The organism is Nocardia araoensis NBRC 100135 (assembly GCF_000308435.1).
Classification (GTDB): domain Bacteria; phylum Actinomycetota; class Actinomycetes; order Mycobacteriales; family Mycobacteriaceae; genus Nocardia; species Nocardia araoensis.
Map to the genome: position 1 here is coordinate 1 of NZ_BAFR01000120.1, position 18,640 is coordinate 18,640.

Consider the following 18,640-nt stretch of genomic DNA (forward strand, 5'->3'; position numbering starts at 1 on the left):
ACTGTTTCGCGAGGCGCAACAGGCCGCGGCCCTGGGCGCGGGATGCGGCCCGCGCCGCGGGTGCGGGCGTGCGTGCGTCGGCTTCCGCCTCGGCCCGCGCCGGTTCCAGTTCGCCCGCGCACACCGCCGCGGCAAGCGACGCGGTCACCAGCCCCGAGGTCCGGATTCGGCGGCGCAGATACAGCTCGACCGTCGCGACGTCGCGGACCAAGCCGGAGGCGACGGCTTCTTCCACGCCACCGGAGTGGACGTGGCCGCCGATCGGCAGCCGCGAATCGGCGAGCGCGAGCACCGTCGTGAGACCGGACGCAGCCGGGCCGGACGCAGCGGAATCACGCATCCGTCGATCCTATGTCCCGGTGTGTCGGGGGGATGTCCCGATCGTTTCCCGGACGTTCCGGTCAGCGGCGGAAGGCGCGCTCCATGAAACGCTGGGCGCGGCCTCGGGTCAGGTCGCTCCAGGCCTGCACCGGGGCCGACCACCACGGCGCTACAGCAGTCGCGTCGCCACCCTTTCGGCGATCGGCCTGCCGTTGTTCGAAACCCGGGCCCGGTGCACGACTTCGACTGTCTGCGTCGATCACCGCGCCCACCCCCGGTTCGCGCCATCAGTCCGTGCCGGACATCTCCCGCACGAGTTGCGGCAGGTCCTGGCGGGTGAGGTAGGCGGAGATGCTCAGCTCGCCGTCGGCGCGCCGGACCAGGAAATCGCTGTAGAGGTCGAGGATGGGCGCGTCACCGATGGTCATCGTCCAGTGTGCCGAGCTGAGCCAGTAGTGCCCGCCGAGCGCGATGGTGGACTGGGTGGCCAGCATAGCGCGCGCAGCGGCGAGCCCGCGGGCTCGGGCGCGAGCGGCGGCGATCAAATCCGCGCGGGTGACGCACCGGCTCGTCGTGGGCGTGACGACCAGGATCTGTGCATCGAAATACGTTGGCAGGGCTTCGAAGTCGGACGCGGCGACGCTGTCGTCGTAGCGGCGGAGGAAGGTCTGGACCGCTTCGATGTCGGGTCCGGAAACGCGATCGGCGCGGGCGATGTCATGCGAAAACATGACATTTAATATTATCACGAACGGCGTTCGACTCGTCGGAGGCGCGCCGGTGCGCGACTCGAGCATTTCCACTCACGCGCCCGGCGGCGATCATGTGTTCGAATGTAGCCAGCGCACAGACTCTTTCACCAGGGCTTCGCCCGGTGCATCAGCGGAGGGGGAACGAGGTGTCGACGCCGGACACTCGGGTATCGATCGCACAGTGGATCGGGCGCGGGATCGCGATCGTGGTGCTGGTCCCGCTCCGTCTGCTGTGGGAAGGCGTTCTGCTGCTGTGCCGCGCCACGGCGGCGACGCTCGGGTATGTCGCGCGGCACTTGCTGGCCCCCGCGGCCGAGTTCATCCGGCACTGGGTGCTGCGGCCCGCGTGGATCTTCGCGAAGGACTTCCTCTGGGGCTGGGTGGTGCTGCATCTGCTGTGGGGCTCGGTGCTCACCCCGCTGCTGTCGCTCCTGCTCGAGTATCTTCTGCGACCGCTGCGTCGTGCGGTGGAGGAGTTCTTGTGGCGCAGGGTGATTCGTCCCGCGGGGGCCTGGTTGCTGCGCTGGGTCGGGTATCCGATCGCCTATGCCGTCGCCTGGGTATGCCACCGCACCGTCAAGTGGCTGCTCGTCTGGCCCCTGTCGCAATTGTGGCGTCGGGTGCTGCACCCGCTCTGGAAAGCGGTGCGCGCGACCGCCCGTTACGGGTGGCGCGTGGCCACGCTGATCGTGGGCGTGCTCGTGGTGGTGCCGTGCCGGGCGGTGTACCGCTACGTCTTGCGCCCGGCGTTCGCCGCCGTCGCCGTCGTCTGGCTCGCCGTGGTGGTGCGCCCGGTCCGCTGGGTACACGGCACGGTCGTCCGGCCGATGAACCGCTGGGCGGCCGAGATCGTGACCTCCGTCTTCGGCCACTGATCCAGGCCACACGGCTCAACGCGCACGCGGAGCGACGAAGCGCGCGATCAGCGCCATCGCTGTCAGCACCGTCGCGCCGACGGCCACCGCGACGTGCATGCCGTCGACGAAGGATCCCCGCGCCGCCTCGATCAGCACCGCGTTCCCGCCGGCCTGCTGAATGGTCTCGCCGAGCGTCGCCGCGTAGTCGCCCCCGCGCCGGAAGATCAGTGCCGCGAGCGAACCGAGCAGCGCCAGGCCCAGCGCGTTGCCGAGTTCGAAGCTGGTCTCCGAGATACCCACCGCCGACCCGGCCCGCTCCGGCGGCACCGAGGACACCGAGACCTCCGACACCAGCGTGAAGGCCAAGCCGTAACCGATTCCGGCGATCGTGGAACCGGCCAGGTACCAGCCGAGTCCGTCGTGCGCGCCGACGCCGAGCAGCATCAGGTTGCCCGCCGCGGAGGCGAGCAGTGCGAACACGAAGGTGGCGCGGGCACCGAAGCGATGCCCGACTCGGGCGCCGCCCATCGAGCAGACGAAGACCGCGATCGCCATGGGGATACCGAGCAGCGCCGCCGCCAACGGCGTGCGCCCGGTCACCGACTGCAGATAGATGCTTGTCAGGTAGCTGAGACCGGCCAGCGACATCATGCCGGTCAGGCTGGCGCCGATGGCCACCGAGAACTGGGGGCTGGTGAACAGCCGCAGATCGAGCAGGGGTTCGCTGAGCTGTCGCTGCCTGCGCACGAACACCGTCAGGATCACCGCGCCGACCAGTGCGACGACGATCGCCTGCACATCGATGCCCTTGGTGGCGGCGTGTTTGATTCCGTACACCACCGGCAGGATGCCGCCGATCGACAACACGACACTCGGCAGATCCAGCGGTCCCCGCACCCCCGCCCGGTGTTCCGGCAGCACGAACGGGCCGAACGCGAGCAGGATCAGCAGCACCGGGATATTGATCAGGAATACCGAGCCCCACCAGAACTGGTGCAGCAGCATCCCTCCGATGATCGGCCCGACGGCCGAGCCGCCCGCGAAGAACGCCGTCCAGATGCCGATCGCGGCGGCTCGCTGCCGCACGTCCGGGAACAGGCTCGAGATCAGCGCCAGGCTGGAGGGCAGCAGCGTCGCGCCGCCGATGCCCATCAGCGCCCGCGCCGCGATCAGCACGCCCGCGCTGGGCGCGAACGCGGCGATCACCGACGCGATGCCGAAGACCGCGGCGCCGGCCAGCAAGATGTTGCGCCGCCCGATCCGGTCGCCGAGATTGCCCATGGTGATCAGCAAGCCCGCGATCAGGAAGCCGTAGATGTCCAGGATCCACAGTTGCTGGTCCGCGGACGGGTCCAGATCGACGGTCAACGTCGGCAGCGCGAGGAACAGCACCGAGATGTCCATCGACACCAGCAGCACCGGCAGCAGCAGGACCGCGAGACCGAGCCAGGCGCGTCGCGAGCCCGTTGTGACCGGCTCCGTCCGGACCGGCTGCACGTCTGTCATCACCGAAACATCCTCTCCACGGCGCGTACGCCGTACGCACGAGTCCGGGTACAGTGTACGCATGCTGCACCGCGCCGCCATCATCGACATCGCGATCGAGCTCGCCGACGCCGAGGGCTTGGACGCGCTGTCCATGCGGCGCATCGCCGACCGGCTCGGGGTGGGAGCCATGTCGCTGTATCGCCACGTCGCGAACAAAGACGAACTCCTCGCGCTGATGACCGACGAAGTGGCCCGGCGCAATCCGTACCCCTCCCCCGAGGGGCAGAGGTGGACTTGGCGCGACCGGGTCCGCATCGCCGCCGAGGTCGACTGGGCCCTGTACCGGCAACATCCGTGGGTGCTGCTCACCTTCGCCACGCCGCGCTACAGCTTCGGGCCGCAGAGCCTCGCCTGCCTGGCCTGGTTGGTGGAGGGGTTCTCCGAACTCGGCGTGTCCACCCGCGAGGCGACCGGCATGTCCTTCACGGTGTGGAACTACATCTCCGGCGCGACGCTGCCCGAGATCAGCGCCGAGCTGATGGCGCGAAAAGGCATGGATCCCGCGGGCGACAACGGGTTGCGGACGCTGCTCAACGGCACTGCGCGGGAACCTGTCCCCGCCGCCTTGGCCGATCTCGCAGGCAGCGGCGTGCGCGACCTGACCCAGGAGGAGCTGCTCTATGACGGGCTCGAGGCGCTCTGCGACGGATTCGAGGCCAGGGCGGCGCGGCACAACCAGTTGACCTCGACATAGCTTGATGTTGGAGGCTGACCGGCGACGCCGACGAACAGGAGCCACCGTGCGCGCCATCCGCCTTCATGCCTTCGGCCCGGCCGAGAACCTGCGCTACGAAACCGTTCCCGACCCGGTACCGGGGCCCGGCGAAGTCCGCATCGCGGTGGCGGCGGCCGGAGTGCATCTGATCGACACCGCCCTGCGCAGGGGCGAGCCCGGGCCGTTTCCCCTGCCGGAGCTGCCGACCGTTCCCGGACGCGAAGTCGCGGGCACCGTGGACCGCGTCGGCGCCGACGTGGCCGCGAGCCTGCTGGGCGCTCGAGTGGTGGCCCATCTCGGCGCGGCGCCCGGTGGCTACGCCGAGCTGGCCGTGACCGACGCGACCCGGCTGCACGCGATTCCGGCGAATCTGGATCCGGCGGAGGCGGTGGCGATGATCGGCACCGGGCGAACCACCATGGGCATCCTGCAGTTCACCGAGTTGGCGCCGCGCAGCGTGGTCCTGGTGACGGCCGCGGCGGGCGGCATCGGCACGCTGCTGGTGCAGTACGCGAAGAATGCCGGAGCCACGGTGATCGGTTTGGCCGGTGGCTCCGCGAAGGTCGATCAGGTGCGACGCAACGGCGCCGACCTGGCGGTCGACTATCTGTTGCCGGATTGGCCGGACCGGGTCCGCGCGCGAATCGGCGAACGCGGGGCGCAGGTGCTGTTCGACTCGGTGGGCGGTGCGGTCGCCCGCGCCGGGATCGATCTGCTCGCACCGGGCGGGCAGCATCTGGTCTACGGCTGGTCCGGCGGATCGAACGGCGAAGGGCCGATCCGCCTGTCCGCCGCCGAACTGGCCGAACGCGGTATCACGTCCGAGACGGTGGTCGGCCCGCCGATGCTGGCGCGCGTCGGCGGCGATGTGCGTGTCCTCGAGAACCTGGCCATGGCGGAGGCGATCGCAGGGCGGCTGCGCCCCGCGATCCAGCGCTTCGCGCTCGCCGACGCGGCCGCCGCGCACCGCGCGCTGGAAACGCGCGGAACGACCGGCAAAGTGGTGCTCGAGCCCTAGGCGAGACGGTTCACTCGACGCTGTCGCCGTTCACCACGGCATAGGCGAAGCCGTCCCAGCCTTTGCCGCCGACGGTCTGCACCACGGTCGCGTCCAGGCTCGGTTCGGCGGTGAGCAATTCCACGAGTTCGCGACTGGCCTGCGCGTTCGGGTCCTCCGAGTGCTCGTCGGCGATCTTGCCGCCGCGCACCACGTTGTCCACGATGATCACCGAGCCCGGCCGGGTCAGCCGCAGCGCCCACAGCACGTAATTCGAGTTGTTCACCTTGTCCGCGTCGATGAACACCAAGTCGAACGGTTCCGGATCCTCCTCCGCGAGCACGGGCAGGCTGTCCAGCGCGGCGCCGACCCGGATCTCCACCCGGTCGCCGACGCCCGCCCGCTCCAGATTCGCCCGCGCCACCTCGGCGTGCCGGGCGGCGAACTCGAGCGTGACCACGCGCCCCTTGGGGCCGACCGCACGGGCCAGCCAGATGGTGCTGTATCCGCCGAGCGTGCCGATCTCCAGCACACGTCGCGCGCCGACCGTCCTGGCCAGCAGATGAAGGAACTTTCCCTGGGGCGGTGACACATCGATGGCGGGCAGACCGGCCGCCTTGTTCGCCTCCAGCGCCGCGTCGGAATCGGGATCCGCCACAAGCGTCTCCACCAGGTAGCGGTCCACGTCGGCCCATCCAGCTGTCGTCATACCTCGCAGTCTGCCATTCGATTCCGCCCGCGGGGGCGCCTGCCCGAGTAGCGTTCGGCACGAAGAGACGTACATGTTTCGTGAGGGCGCCGACCAAGGAACGGACAGAGACGACATGACGAATCTTGCCCGGGCCATCGCGGTCACCGCCTGTCTGATCGCCCTCGGCGCCGCCTCCCCCGTCGAGGCCGATTCCATCGGCGGCGGTGCCGAATACGTCGCCCTGGGCGATTCCGGAGCGGCCACCACGGGCGTGCGGAACTTCGACTTCTCGGCCCCGTTCCGATGCCTTCGCTCTACCGCGAACACACCGCATCTGATCGCCGGGGACCTCGGCCTGCGGATCGACGACCGCACCTGCAACTCCGCCCTCATCGCGGACCTCGCCGCTGCGCAGCAACCGGGGATCCCGCCCCAGTTCGACGCCCTCGGCCCCGCCACCAGATTGGTCACGGTGCACATCGGCGCCAATGACGCGCTGATGGCCGAACACATCGTCGCCTGCCATATCTACGGCCTCACCGGCGCCGGTGGGTGCGCCGGACCGGATTGGGGCCCCGACATCGAGGCGATCGCGGCGCCCTACGCAACCGCGTTGCAGCAGATCTCGGCCCGGGCGCCGCGGGCGCTGATCGTCGTCGACGGTTGGCCGCGGTATGTGCGCGACGGTGGCTGTCCGGCGCTGGTGGGTCTTCGCCCGTCCGACGCGGCGCCCATCCGAGCCGCCTTCGATCATCTCAACTCCGTGGTGTCCCGCGTCGCCACCGCGCACGGCGCGATCTACGTGGACACCAGCGCCGCATCGGAGGGCCGCGACGCGTGCGCGCCCGTCGGCGTGCGCTGGATGGAGCCCGTCCTCGCGACCGAGACGCTCCTGCCCTACCACCTCAACCCCCAGGGCATGCGCGGCATCGCCGACGTGGTCGTCCCGGCGATTCGCGCCGCCGGACTGCCCGGCTGAGCGATCCGGCCGTACCGAAGCGACCGCCCCGGACTCGGGCGGAGTCCGGGGCGGGCGCGATGCTATTTCGAGAAGTTCTCCGGCGGCTGCCAGGGACGGCCGTGCGGGTCGTCCGGGCGCTGGGCCGGAGGTTGCGGCTGCTGCTGAGCCGGGAAGGCCTCCTGCGGAGGGATGACCGGCTGGTGCGGCGAAGGCTCGAACCCCTGCGGGGGCGGTGTCGGGGTCAGGCCCTCGACCGGGGTGCGCGCCGTCGCCTCGGCGGCGCGCACGGCACGCTCGATGGTCGGGTCGGGCGCGGTGTCGAACCAGTCCGCGACATCGGAGTCGTCCTCGGGCTTGGCTTCCGCGCCGTCGGAGGCGGGCGGCTCGTACCGGAACACACCGTCCTCGCCCTGCGTGCCGAAGCTCTTCGCGAACCCCTCCAGCGCCTTGCCGAAATCGCTTGGCACCAGCCACACCTTGTTGGCGTCACCGCGCGCGACCATGGGCAGCGTCTGCATGTACTGGTAGGCGAGCAATTCCGGCGTCGGCTTGCCGGATTTGATAGCGGCGAAGACCTTTTCGATCGCCTTCGCCTGGCCTTGCGCCTGCAGGTACGCGGCGGCGCGTTCACCCTGCGCCCGCAGGATACGGCTCTGCCGTTCGCCTTCGGCGGCCAGGATCGCCGACTGCTTGGCGCCCTCGGCGGACAGGATCTGCGCCTGCTTCGACCCCTCGGCCGTCTTGATCTGCGATTCCCGCTGGCCCTCCGCGGTGAGGATCATGGCCCGCTTCTCGCGGTCGGCCTTCATCTGCTTCTCCATCGACTCCTGGATCGACGGAGGCGGATCGATACTCTTCAGCTCGACCCGAGCGACACGCAGCCCCCAGCGCCCGGTCGCCTCGTCCAGCACGCCGCGCAACTGGCCGTTGATCGCGTCACGGGAGGTGAGGGTCTGCTCGAGCGTCATGCCGCCGACGACGTTGCGCAGTGTGGTGACGGTCAGCTGCTCGACGGCGGCGATGTAGTTGCTGATCTCGTACACCGCCGCCTGCGGGCTGGTCACCTGGAAATAGACCACCGTGTCGATGTGCAGCGTGAGGTTGTCCTCGGTGATCACCGGTTGCGGCGGGAACGACACCACCCGCTCCCGCAGATCCACCTTGGCGCGCACGCGGTCGGCGAACGGCACGAGGAACGTGAGCTGGCCGGAAACCGTCCGCGAATACCGCCCTAGCCGCTCGATCACCGCTGCCTCGGCCTGCGGCACCAGCGCGATCGATTTGAAGACCACCACCACGACCAGCAAGACGAGGACGGCGGCAACGATCAGTACAGCCATCAAGGCCCCTTCCAGACGACGGCGGTCGCGCCGTCGATCTTCATGACATACACGGTCGTACCCGGTTCATAGACTTCGGTCGTGTCCATCGGCCGCGCGGTCCACACCTCGCCGTTCAGTTTCACCTGACCGGAGTGCGCCGCCACCTGCTCGAGCACCAGAGCGGTCTTGCCGGGCAAGGCGTCCACGTTCGTCGGCGTGGGCGGCGGAGTTCCGTAGCGACGCCTGAGGATCGGGCGCACGCCGAGCAGCAGCACCGCCGAGATCACCGCGAAGACGACGGCGTCGGCCACGACGGTGGTATCCGCCGCCGCACTGACGCCCGCGGTGCCCAGCGCGGCGACACCGAGCATCAGCAGGGTCAAGTCGCCGGTGAGCATCTCCGCCGCCGCGAGCAGAATGCCCGCGACCAGCCAAAAAATTGCGGCCACACGACCACTGTAGTGCGCGGATCATGATCTCGGGCGCGACCTCCACGAGTACTCCCGATGAATTCCCCGCGCGGACGCGCGGTGACCCTGGTACCCCGAAAGCCATAGCGGCGGTGCTAGCTTCAGGCAGGTGAGCGGGCGTGACAGGTACGGCGACATCTTCTCCGGACATCCTCGATCGAAGACAAGGGCGGTGCCGACGGTCACCGCCGAGCGCGACCTGGTCGTGGAGGACGCGGCCACCGGATTCTGCGGCGCTGTGGTCGGATTCGATCGCAGCTACGACGGCGAGTTCGTGAAACTCGAGGACGCCCGCGGCACGGTTCGCCTGTTCGCGCTGCGCGAGGCGGCGTTCCTCATCGACGGCGAGCCGGTGACGCTGGTGCGGCCGCGGGCCGCCTCGCCGAAGACGCCGAACCGCTCCGCCTCCGGATCCACCAGGGTCGAGGGGCTGCGCGCCCGGGTCGCCCGCGGCAGCCGGATCTGGGTGGAGGGCGTGCACGACGCCGCGCTGGTGGAGCGGGTATGGGGCCACGACCTGCGGGTCGAGGGCGTGGTCGTCGAGCAGCTGGAGGGCTTGGACAACCTGGCCGCTCGGCTCGCGGAGTTCCGGCCGGGCCCGGGCAGGCGGGTCGGCGTGCTGGTCGACCACCTGGTGACCGGATCGAAGGAGACTCAGCTGACCACCGGGCTCGGGCCGCACGTCCTGGTGACCGGTCACCCGTTCGTCGACGTCTGGCAAGCGGTGCGCCCGGCCACCCTCGGCATCGAGCGGTGGCCACGAGTGCCGCGCGACGAGGACTGGAAGACCGGCGTCTGCCTGCGCTTGGGCTGGGGTTCCCCGCAGGACGGCTGGCGGAAGGTGTACGAGGCGGTGTCCTCCTTCCGCGATCTGGAGGCCCCGCTCATCGGCGCGGTCGAGCGACTCATAGATTTCGTCACCGAACCGGACTAGCGACGGCGGATCATGGGCGCCCCGGCCAGATGCCGGGCGGTATCCGCACCGACCCACTCCTCGCCGGCGGCGCGGCGCCCGCGGTTTCCGTGCTGCTCACCAATGCCCTTGCGTATGGATGCCCACCGGTAGCGCCCACCCTTTATGCTCGATAATTATGTGCTCTCCAAGTGCGACGCTGACGGTGTGGGCGAGCTCCTGGCTGGCCGGCTGCAGTGCGCCCGACGACGTTCTGGCCGCTTTGCACGCGTGGGCGCCGAAGCACACCATCGCGGCGGGCGATCCGCTCACCGGCGGCCGCACCGACCTACCCTGGTCCGCTCACGGCAGCCTGCCAGGAAGCGGAGTCATGGCGTTGCTCAAGGTGATTCGCGAGACGATGGCCCAGCCCGGCGCACAACTGCGGCTGGTGCTGCCCGTCCCGGGAGACGTCCGCGGCGTGCCCGCGGGCACCGCGTTCGCCGCCGACGCGATCGAGGCGGGCGAGGGCATGCTGATCGGCGTGCCGGGTACGGAGGGCACCGGCCTCATCCCGCACTGGGCCGAGGACGACACGCTGCAGTGGACCGTCTACAGCGCGCCTTTCCCCTCGGATCCCGCCCCCGACATGTCCCTCGGCGAAGCCGAATACGCGATGCGCGAAGCGGTCCGCGACGCCGCCGACGCGTTGATGAAACTGCACACCACGTCGCTCGGCGCGGCCGACTCCGATCCCCGCGAGCTCATCGAAGCCGAGTTGGCCGACTACTCACGGCACGACTATCCCGAGTCGATTCCGTTGCGCGCCAGGCGCATTCTCGACACCGCCGATCATGTCGCGGCCATCCTCACGGTGGCGCAGCGGGAGCCGGCCTCCGCGCCCACCTCCGCCAGCGCGATCGGCGCGCAGGAATCGCTGCTGCGGCCGCTGTGGGACGCGATCCGCGCCGCGCGCCTGGTCGCCGTGCACGCCTCGGCACGCGGAAGCCGCTGACTCATGCCGCGGGTGGTCTGACATGCGCATCCCCCGTCGCTACCGCACGGCCGCCGTCACCGTTCTGACGGTTCTGCTCGGTCTCGCCCTGCCCGCTCCGGCCTCGGCGATCGTGGGCGGCGCCGAGGCCACGACGGCAGAGTATCCGTGGCTGGCGGCCATCGGCACGCCGTTGTTCCTCACCCGCGCCTCCGGACAGTTCTGCGGCGGCGCGCTCATCGCGCCGGACCAGGTGATCACGACGGCCCACTGTGTGGCCCTGGCGCAGACGCTGGCACAGACGCTCACCGTCACCTTCGGCCGCGACGACCTCCGCGGGCAGGACGGAAACACCGTCCACGTCAAGGACATTCGCCTTCATCCCGGCTTCCGGGCAACCGTTCTGGACCTGACGACCGCGTATCACGACGACGTGGCGATCCTCACCCTGGACGAGCCGCAGCCCCGTCCGACGATCGCCGTCGCCCCGCTTGCTTCGGGCACCGCGACCATCCTGGGCTGGGGCGCGACCTCCGAAACCGACGAGGCCAACACCCGGTTGCGCGCGGCGAACGTCCCGCTGGCCACCGATGGTGAGTGCACCACTGCCTATGGTCCCGCCTTCGATTCGTCCACCATGCTCTGCGCGGGCACTCCCACCGCGGACACCGCCGAGTACGACAGCGGCGGACCGCTTCTCGTCGACGGGCGTCTCGCCGGTCTCACGTCCTGGGGTGTCGGCGCGGCCCGCCCGGGCTTCCCCACTGTCTACACCCGCCTGCCCAGTCCGGGTTTCTGAGGCGCGGACGCGGCGATCTTCACTGCTGCGGCGGGTACGGCGGCTGCTGCGGCGGATACGCGGCCTGCTGCGGCGGGTATTGCTGCTGCGGCGGATACGGCTGATGCTGGTGTTGCCCCTGCGGCGGATAGGGCTGCTGGTACTGTTGCGCCGGATACTGCGGTTGTCCCTGGAAGTTCTGCTGCGGGAGATACTGCTGGGGGTCCTGCTGTTGCGGATACTGCTGCTGAGACTGGTTCGACTTGTTCCGCTTGCTCAGCCAGATCACGAGCCCGATGACCACGGCGACGACGCCGATGCACAGCAGCAGACCGCCGATCGAGAAGCCGCCGCCGCCACTGCTGCGGCCACGGCGCCTGGCCTCCGTGGCATCGAGCGCCACCGTCCACACGTTCGCATCGGACCAGGCTTGCGGATCGAGCACGGCGGCGTTGGTCAGCATGTCGGCATAGGTCATCTAGAGGTACCCCCCAGGAAGTCGGATTCGGTGATCGGTCGCAGGCGATGCTATCCGCGACCGCCCCTCCTCAGTTCCCAGCAGTGGGACGGCGCGGGACCGCGCAACATCCGACGACACACGGCGCGCCGTCGCGCGTGCAGCCGTAGCCCGGGACCGCACCGAGGCGCCGAGATTCGACACCGCGCAATTGCTCGGAGATCAACTCGACGACCAGCTTCGCGAAGCGCGGATCACTCCCCGGCGTCGCGGCCCGCGCGAAGCCCATACCGAGTTCGGCTGCCTTCTGCGCGGCCTCGTTGTCGAGGTCCCAGATGACTTCGAGATGGTCGGAGACGAAGCCCACCGGACAGACGACCACGGCCTCGACCCCCTTGGCGGCCAGATCGTCCAGGTGGTCGACGATGTCCGGTTCCAGCCACGGCACCTGCGGCGGACCCGAACGCGACTGCCAGACGAGGTCGTAATCGGTGAAACCGGTTGCCGCGGCGCACAACCGGGCCGCGTCGGCGACCTGACGGCTGTAGAGCCTGCCGCCGTCGGCGGGCGGGCCCGCGGCGGCATCGGCGGACACCGGAATGGAGTGCGCGGTGAACACCAGTCGCGCCGCGGCGCGCTGTCCGGCCGTGAGCCGATCGCGCGCCGCGCGGATGGCATCGGCGAACGTCTCGATCAACAGCGGGTGATCGAAGTACTGGCGCAGCTTCAGCAGTTCCGGCGCACCCGCACCGAAAGCCGCACGCGCGCGGGCGATGTCCTCGTGGTACTGCAGGCATCCGGAGTAGCCACCCCACGCCGAAGTCGGGAAAACCAGTGCGGAGCCGACACCGTCGGCGGCCATCCGCGCGACGGTGTCCTCCACCATGGGATGCCAGTTCCGATTGCCGAAGTACACCGGCAGATCCATACCCGCGGCGGCCAGTTCGGCCTCGACCGCCGTGATGATGTCGCGATTGAGCGCGTTGATGGGCGAGACCCCGCCGAAGTGCAGGTAGTGCTCGGCGACCGCTTCGAGGCGCTCGCGCGGCACTCCCCTGCCCCTGGTGACGTTCTCCAGGAACGGCATCACGTCTTCGGGACGCTCCGGACCGCCGAAGGACAGCAGCAGCAGTGCGTCGGCGGTTCGAACCACGGCGTCTCCCATCCGATCGCTCAGTTGATCGCCATGTTCTCCGGGAACCAGGTGTTGTGGCTGGCTCCGCCGTCGACGTAGATGATGGAACCGGTGGTGCCCGGCAGCCAGTCCGACAGCAGCGCCACGATCGACTTCGCCACCACCGTGGGGTCGTCGACGTCCCAGCCGATCGGCGAGGCGCCGTCCCAGTAGACGTTGAGCTGGTTGAGCTTGGCGGCGTCGTCGGTCGCGGTGCCGGCGATCGCCTTGGCGGCCAGCGTCTTGATCGGCCCCGCGGCGATGAGGTTGGACCGGATCTTCTTGGCCGCGCCGACCTCGCGCGCGACGTACCGGTTCACCGACTCCAGCGCCGCCTTCGCCACGCCCATCCAGTTGTAGAACGGCATCGCGGTGCGCGGATCGAAGTCCATGCCGACGATCGAGCCGCCCTCGTTCATCACCGGCAGCACCGCGCGCGACAGCGACGCATAGCTCCACGCCGAGATCTCGAACGCCTTGGCCGCGTCCGGACCGGGACCGTCCAGGAACGGCCGAGCCTCAGGGCCCATGAGGGTGCGAGGCGCGAACGCGATCGAGTGCAGCACTCCGTCGATCCCCTGCGGAGCCAGTTCCCGCAGCTTGTCGGCCAGGCCGGCGAGATCCTCTTCGCTGGTCACGTCGAGCCCGATGGCCGGCGGGACCTCCTGGGGCAGGCGCTTGGCGATCCGGTCGATCAGCCGCAGCCGCTCCGGGATGCCGGTGATGATCACCTTCGCGCCCTGCTCCTGCGCGACGGCCGCCGCGTGGAACGCGATCGACGAATCGGTGATGATGCCCGTGACCAGGATGGTCTTGCCTTCGAGCAGTCCGCCCATGAGTTCTCGGTTCTCCTGAAATTCGAATGTGGGGTTGGCTGCGGGCGGCCGCTGACGGCCGCTCGACGCGATATTCGGTGTGGTCAGTGGCCCATGCCCATGCCGCCGTCGACGGGGATGACGGCGCCGGAGACGTAGGAGGAATCCTCGGAAGCCAGGAAGCTGACCACGGCCGCGATGTCCTCCGGCTGGCCGAGCCGCTGCAAGGGGATGAACTTCTTGGCCATGTCGCGCATGTCTTCGGGCAGGTCAGCGGTCATGTCGGTCTCGATGAAACCCGGGGCGACGACATTCGCGGTGATCGAGCGCGAGCCGAGCTCACGGGTGATCGAGCGGGCCAGGCCGATCACACCGGCCTTCGAGGAGGCGTAGTTGATCTGGCCGGCTTGGCCGCTCATGCCGACCACCGAGCCGAGGAAGATCATCCGGCCCCAGCGTGCGCGCAGCATGGCGCGGTTGGCGCGCTTGGCGCAGCGGAACGCACCGGTCAGGTTGGCGTCGAGCACCCGGGTGAACTGCTCCTCGCTCATCCGCATGAGCAGTGTGTCGTCGGTGATGCCCGCGTTGGCCACGAGCACCTCGACCGGACCCTGATGCGCCTCCACCTCGGCGAAGGCGGCATCCACCGATTCGCTGTCGGTCACATCGCATTTCACGCCGAACAGGCCGTCCGGCACCCCCGACCCACGATGCGTGACGGCCACCTTGTGACCGTCGGCAAGCAGACGCTGCGCGACCGCGAGTCCGATGCCGCGGTTTCCGCCGGTCACCAGGACCGACCGGGATGTGATGTTCGACATGGGGTTCAACCTACCTGGTCGAATCGCCAGGCAACGACCGGGTCGCCACGTTCGGCCGACCGCCATCCGAGCCCGGCCGCGTTCGTGAAACGCCACAATGACAGCGCGAAACGAAGCCCGATCACGCGCACCGGCCGGTGGTGTGCAGGACACTACCGGCCGGTCGGCATTCGATCGACGCGCCGCCTCCTGCGGGTCCGCAGGAGTTCCGGAAGTTCATTCCGCGGCTACGGCACTGGAATCGCCTACGTGCCTCGAGGTTCCCAGCGCTAGGGCAAACGCTGGCGATACACCAGACCGATCACCACGCCCGCCGCGACGACCACCAGACCGAGCAGCAACCACGGGCGGCTGGCGTCGCCTCTGGTCAACTCGTACCCGATCTGTTGCTCCAAGGTGTCGTAGACCTTGGTCAGCTCCTGCAGGGACGACGCGGTGTAGAACTCCCCGCTGGACAGCCGCGCTATCTCGCGCATGGCGTCGTCGTCCACCTCGACGCGCACTTGGTCCTTGCTGCCGTCTTCCCGTGGGATTTCCACGACGCCCCAGCGAGTGCCGAAGGAAATGGTCGAGATCGGGACGTTCTTGCTCTTGGCGAGCCGGGCGGCGACGTACTCGTGCCGGGGATTGTCGACGTCCTTGAAATCCGGAACGGTCTGCTTCCCATCCGACATCAACACGATCCGCGCGGGCGGCGGCTCCTGGGCTCCGCCGAGCACCGTGGCGAGCGTCTCGATCGCCTGCAGCGCGGTGAGGATGCCTTCACCGGTAGCCGTGCGCTCAGCCAGTTTCACATTGTCGATCGCGGCTTTGACCGATTCGTGGTTCGTCGTGGGCGACACCATCACCGAGGCGGTGCCGGCGAAGGTGACGAAGCCGATGTTCACGCCCTCGGGCAGTCCGTCGACGAACTCCTTGCCCGCCTTCTTGGCGACCTGGATGCGGCTCGGGGCGACGTCGGTCGCCTCCATCGACAGCGACACGTCCATCACCAGCATGACGGTCGCGCGGTTGCGCGGCACCTTCTTGACCGCGGTCGGTCCCGCGGCGGCGACGGTGAGGAACACCAGGCCGACGAGCAGGAGCGCGACGGCCACGTGCCGGAACGCGCTGGGCCGCGCGGGAGCGACCTTCTCCAGCAGCTCCATGTTGGTGAACTTCAACATGTGCTTGCGCCGGTTGCGCTGCACCAGGACGTAGCCGAGCGCGATCAGCGCGATGACGGCGAGGAATCCGAGCCAGATCTGCGCGGTGAAATGCGAAATACTCACTGACGTGGCACCCGCCCGGTCGGGGCGCCGAAGCTGTGGCGCCGGGTGGACACGAACCGGACCACGTCGGCGATCCAGTCCCGATCGGTTCGCAGGGTGAGCACCGGAGCGCCACAGCTGCGCAGGGCCTGTTCGACCTGCTGCCGGTGACGCTGCGCGGCGGCCGCGAAATCGGCGCGCAAGGTGGAGGTCACGCTGAACTCGCGGGTGCGCCCGGTCTCCGGGTCGTGCAGCACGACGTCGCCCATATCGGGCAGCGACAGGTCGCGCGGGTCGAGCACCTCGACCGCGAGCAGATCGTGCCTGGCCGAGATCGCGCGCAGCGAACGCTGCCAATCGATGTCACCCAGGAAATCGCTGATGATCACCGCGAGCCCGCGTTTGCGCTGCGGACGGCGCAGCGATTCGATGCCGCCGCGCAGGTCGCCGCGCACACCGTCGCGCGCGTGCGGTGTGGTCGCGATGCTGCGCAGCAGCGACTGGGCGTGGACCCGCCCGCCGCGCGCCGGGATGCGGGTCAACCGTTCGCCGGTGGCGACGACCGCCCCGATCCGGTTGCCGCCGCCACTGGTCAGATGGGTGATGGCGGCCGCGGCGGCGATGGCGAGATCACGCTTCTGGCAGGCGGCGGTGCCGAAGTCCAGGCTGGCCGACAGATCGACCACCATCCAGGTCTCCAGCTCCCGGTCGGCGATCATCTGCCGCACGTGCGGATGGGTGGTGCGGGCGGTGACCGACCAATCCATCTGGCGCACGTCGTCGCCCGGCTGGTAGGCGCGCGCCTCACCCGGCTCGGAGCCGGGGCCGGGGATGAGCCCTAGGTGATCGCCGTGCAGCACGCCGTCGAGCCTGCGGCGCACGGTGAGTTCGAGGGTCTTGAGCGCGACCGTGAGCCTGGGGTCGGTCAACTCCCCCGCGTGGAAGGACGGCGGTGCGTGGGATGGCGACGTCGGCACTGGCGCGATCCGATCCGATGCGGAGGTCACTTCGGCGGAACGGTGCCCGCGGGCTGCGACTGCTGCCCGTTGGGCGGCTGGGGCACGGCCTGCTGCGGCGACGGCGGCTGGGGAACCTGCTGCGGGCCGCCGTGCTGCGGCGCGGCGGGCACGCCCGGCGCGACGGCCTGCGGGGCGACCTGCGGCAGGCCGACGGTCTGCAGCACGCGCTTGATGACATCCTCCGGGCTGATCTCGTCGGCCAGCGCGTCGTAGGACAGCACCAGGCGATGGCGCAGCACGTCCGGGATCACTTCGACCACATCCTGCGGCACCACGTAATCGCGGCCGCGGATCAGCGCGACGGCGCGGGCCGCGGCGATGATGCCGAGGCTGGCGCGCGGGGAGGCGCCGTAGGAGATCCAGCTGGCTACGTCCTGCATACCGAACTCGGCCGGTTTGCGAGTCGCCGCGATCACCCGGACCACGTAGTCGACCAGGGCGTGGTGCACGAAAGTGTTGGCCGCGACCTTCTGCAGGCGGATCAGGTCCTCCGGCTCCAGGATCCGGCTCGCCTCCGGCGGCGTGACGCCCATCCGGTAGATGATCTCGCGCTCCTCCTCCACGGAGGGGTAGTCGACGACGACCTTGAACAGGAAGCGGTCGCGCTGCGCCTCGGGCAGCGGGTACACGCCCTCGCTCTCGATCGGGTTCTGCGTCGCCATGACCAGGAACGGGTCCGGCATCGGGTAGGTCTTGCCGCCGATCGACACGTGCCGCTCGGCCATCACCTCGAGCAGCGCCGACTGCACCTTGGCGGGCGCGCGGTTGATCTCGTCGGCGAGCACGAAGTTCGCGACGACCGGGCCGAGTTCGGTGTCGAACTCCTCGCGGCCCTGCCGGTAGATGCGGGTACCGATGAGGTCGGTGGGCACCAGGTCGGGCGTGAACTGCACGCGGGCGAACGAGCCGCCGACGACCTTGGCGAAGGTCTCCACGGCAAGCGTCTTCGCGATGCCGGGCACACCTTCGAGCAGGACGTGACCGCGTGCGAGCACGCCGACGAGCAGGCGTTCGACCAGGCGATCCTGTCCCACGATCACCCGCTTGACCTCGTAGATCGCCTTCTCCAAGGTCTGGACGTCACGCTCGAGGGTGCTGGGCGTGGAGACCGGCGCATCCTTCGCCGAGTTCGCTCCGCTCACACCGTCCGTCGAAGTCACCAACATCCCCGCTTTCGCCTTGGTCCTGTGCGTGCTGCCACAACTATTCCAGGTAATCACCGCCTGTGCCGCAACCGGACCCGCCAGAATGGGAATTCCGCGGCGCTCCGGCCGGGCCGAGCACCCGGAATGTCCGGTATCAGGAGACGATGCGCACCGCGAACGGCATGATGCCGCCCTCGCGGACCGGGGACACCTTCACCACGTCGCCGGATTCCGGCGCCTCCACCATCTGCCCGTCGCCCAGATACAGCGCCACGTGCTGGCTGCCGTTCGGCCCCCAGAACAGCATGTCGCCGCGCTCGCGATCACCGACCGGCACGCGGGTGCCCGCGTTGTACTGGTAACCGCTGTAATGCGGCAGCGAGACCCCGACGCCCGCGAACGCGTAGACCATCAACCCCGAGCAATCGAAGCCGACCTTGTCGAAGTCCCCGTAACTGTCGGCGACGCCGCCGTCCCGGATGCCACGGGTCGGCCCGTCCTCGTCGCCGCCGCCCCAGGCATAGGTGACGCCGAGCTGCGACATGGCGCGATCGACCACGATCTCGATCGCCGCGGAGCCGCCGACCGGCGGCGACTTCGGTCGTGGCGCGCTCCGCCGCGGCGGTGGCGCGTCCTCGAGTTGCGTGTGCGGGCGTTTTCC

Annotated in this window: 21 protein-coding genes; 7 read left to right on the forward strand and 14 right to left on the reverse strand. The window is 69.5% G+C overall.

What is annotated here, in order from left to right; translation table 11 throughout:
- Positions 1-340: urease accessory UreF family protein (locus ON21_RS15460; protein ID WP_039798652.1), on the reverse strand; the 340-nt coding region annotated here is incomplete at its 3' end.
- Between the two features lie 268 nt (positions 341-608).
- Positions 609-1,052 carry a DUF4440 domain-containing protein gene (locus ON21_RS15465; protein WP_039798654.1) on the reverse strand — a complete coding sequence of 148 codons (444 nt, stop codon included), beginning with the start codon at positions 1,050-1,052 and terminating at the stop codon, positions 609-611.
- A gap of 167 nt (positions 1,053-1,219) precedes the next feature.
- Between ON21_RS15465 and ON21_RS15470 the strand changes: the two genes are divergently transcribed.
- A complete protein-coding gene (locus tag ON21_RS15470; RefSeq protein WP_039798656.1) occupies positions 1,220-1,948 on the forward strand; it encodes a hypothetical protein in 729 nt (242 codons plus the stop codon).
- 15 nt (positions 1,949-1,963) lie between these two features.
- Here the strand turns inward: ON21_RS15470 and ON21_RS15475 are convergent, their stop codons facing one another.
- Entirely contained in the window at positions 1,964-3,436 is a 1,473-nt protein-coding gene (locus ON21_RS15475) for an MFS transporter (RefSeq protein WP_039798657.1), read from the reverse strand.
- Between the two features lie 61 nt (positions 3,437-3,497).
- Between ON21_RS15475 and ON21_RS15480 the strand changes: the two genes are divergently transcribed.
- Together ON21_RS15480 and ON21_RS15485 are read left to right on the forward strand one after the other, a co-directional pair.
- Positions 3,498-4,172 (forward strand): TetR/AcrR family transcriptional regulator, encoded by a 675-nt coding sequence (locus ON21_RS15480; RefSeq protein WP_039798658.1) that lies wholly within the window; start codon positions 3,498-3,500, stop codon positions 4,170-4,172.
- Between the two features lie 46 nt (positions 4,173-4,218).
- Positions 4,219-5,211: a zinc-binding dehydrogenase gene (locus ON21_RS15485; RefSeq protein ID WP_039798659.1), complete on the forward strand. Its 993-nt coding sequence runs from the start codon at positions 4,219-4,221 to the stop codon at positions 5,209-5,211.
- A 10-nt stretch (positions 5,212-5,221) separates the two neighbouring features.
- On the opposite strand, the gene ON21_RS15490 is transcribed toward ON21_RS15485, so the two are convergent.
- Positions 5,222-5,899 carry an O-methyltransferase gene (locus tag ON21_RS15490; RefSeq protein WP_039798661.1) on the reverse strand — a complete coding sequence of 226 codons (678 nt, stop codon included), beginning with the start codon at positions 5,897-5,899 and terminating at the stop codon, positions 5,222-5,224.
- Between the two features lie 115 nt (positions 5,900-6,014).
- Between ON21_RS15490 and ON21_RS15495 the strand changes: the two genes are divergently transcribed.
- Positions 6,015-6,860, forward strand: a complete 846-nt coding sequence (locus ON21_RS15495) for an SGNH/GDSL hydrolase family protein (protein WP_039798662.1) — start codon at positions 6,015-6,017, stop codon at positions 6,858-6,860.
- Between the two features lie 62 nt (positions 6,861-6,922).
- Here ON21_RS15495 and ON21_RS15500 read toward each other — a convergent pair whose 3' ends face one another.
- On the reverse strand, positions 6,923-8,182 hold the full coding sequence (locus tag ON21_RS15500; RefSeq protein WP_039798663.1) for an SPFH domain-containing protein: 1,260 nt from the start codon (positions 8,180-8,182) through the stop codon (positions 6,923-6,925).
- Positions 8,182-8,613 carry an NfeD family protein gene (locus tag ON21_RS15505; RefSeq protein WP_039798665.1) on the reverse strand — a complete coding sequence of 144 codons (432 nt, stop codon included), beginning with the start codon at positions 8,611-8,613 and terminating at the stop codon, positions 8,182-8,184. The genes ON21_RS15500 and ON21_RS15505 overlap by 1 nt, the downstream gene beginning before the upstream one ends.
- A gap of 130 nt (positions 8,614-8,743) precedes the next feature.
- Here ON21_RS15505 and ON21_RS15510 point away from each other — a divergent pair, with 130 nt between their 5' ends.
- The 3 genes from ON21_RS15510 (at position 8,744) to ON21_RS15520 (ending at position 11,319) form a co-directional block, all read left to right on the forward strand.
- Entirely contained in the window at positions 8,744-9,568 is an 825-nt protein-coding gene (locus ON21_RS15510) for a DUF3097 domain-containing protein (RefSeq protein ID WP_039798666.1), read from the forward strand.
- 157 nt (positions 9,569-9,725) lie between these two features.
- Entirely contained in the window at positions 9,726-10,541 is an 816-nt protein-coding gene (locus tag ON21_RS15515) for an Rv1486c family protein (RefSeq protein ID WP_039798667.1), read from the forward strand.
- 22 nt (positions 10,542-10,563) lie between these two features.
- Positions 10,564-11,319, forward strand: coding sequence for a S1 family peptidase (locus ON21_RS15520; protein WP_039798668.1), 756 nt, complete (start codon positions 10,564-10,566; stop codon positions 11,317-11,319).
- A 19-nt stretch (positions 11,320-11,338) separates the two neighbouring features.
- Here the strand turns inward: ON21_RS15520 and ON21_RS15525 are convergent, their stop codons facing one another.
- The 8 genes from ON21_RS15525 to ON21_RS15560 all read right to left on the reverse strand — a co-directional run.
- On the reverse strand, positions 11,339-11,776 hold the full coding sequence (locus ON21_RS15525; protein WP_051020839.1) for a hypothetical protein: 438 nt from the start codon (positions 11,774-11,776) through the stop codon (positions 11,339-11,341).
- Between the two features lie 70 nt (positions 11,777-11,846).
- The gene (locus ON21_RS15530; protein ID WP_281032668.1) at positions 11,847-12,908 is read right to left on the reverse strand and encodes a ferrochelatase; all 1,062 of its coding nucleotides are present in this window, start codon (positions 12,906-12,908) and stop codon (positions 11,847-11,849) included.
- Between the two features lie 20 nt (positions 12,909-12,928).
- Entirely contained in the window at positions 12,929-13,765 is an 837-nt protein-coding gene (inhA, locus tag ON21_RS15535) for an NADH-dependent enoyl-ACP reductase InhA (RefSeq protein ID WP_039798670.1), read from the reverse strand.
- Positions 13,766-13,848: 83 nt separating this feature from the next.
- Positions 13,849-14,565, reverse strand: a complete 717-nt coding sequence (fabG1, locus tag ON21_RS15540; protein WP_039798671.1) for a 3-oxoacyl-ACP reductase FabG1 — start codon at positions 14,563-14,565, stop codon at positions 13,849-13,851.
- 269 nt (positions 14,566-14,834) lie between these two features.
- Positions 14,835-15,836, reverse strand: a complete 1,002-nt coding sequence (locus ON21_RS15545; RefSeq protein ID WP_039798672.1) for a VWA domain-containing protein — start codon at positions 15,834-15,836, stop codon at positions 14,835-14,837.
- Positions 15,833-16,792, reverse strand: a complete 960-nt coding sequence (locus tag ON21_RS15550) for a DUF58 domain-containing protein (RefSeq protein WP_174372172.1) — start codon at positions 16,790-16,792, stop codon at positions 15,833-15,835. Before ON21_RS15550 ends, ON21_RS15545 begins: the two co-directional genes overlap by 4 nt.
- A gap of 26 nt (positions 16,793-16,818) precedes the next feature.
- Positions 16,819-18,000, reverse strand: a complete 1,182-nt coding sequence (moxR1, locus tag ON21_RS15555; RefSeq protein ID WP_039798673.1) for a chaperone MoxR1 — start codon at positions 17,998-18,000, stop codon at positions 16,819-16,821.
- A 133-nt stretch (positions 18,001-18,133) separates the two neighbouring features.
- Positions 18,134-18,640: NlpC/P60 family protein (locus ON21_RS15560; protein ID WP_039798674.1), on the reverse strand; the 507-nt coding region annotated here is incomplete at its 5' end.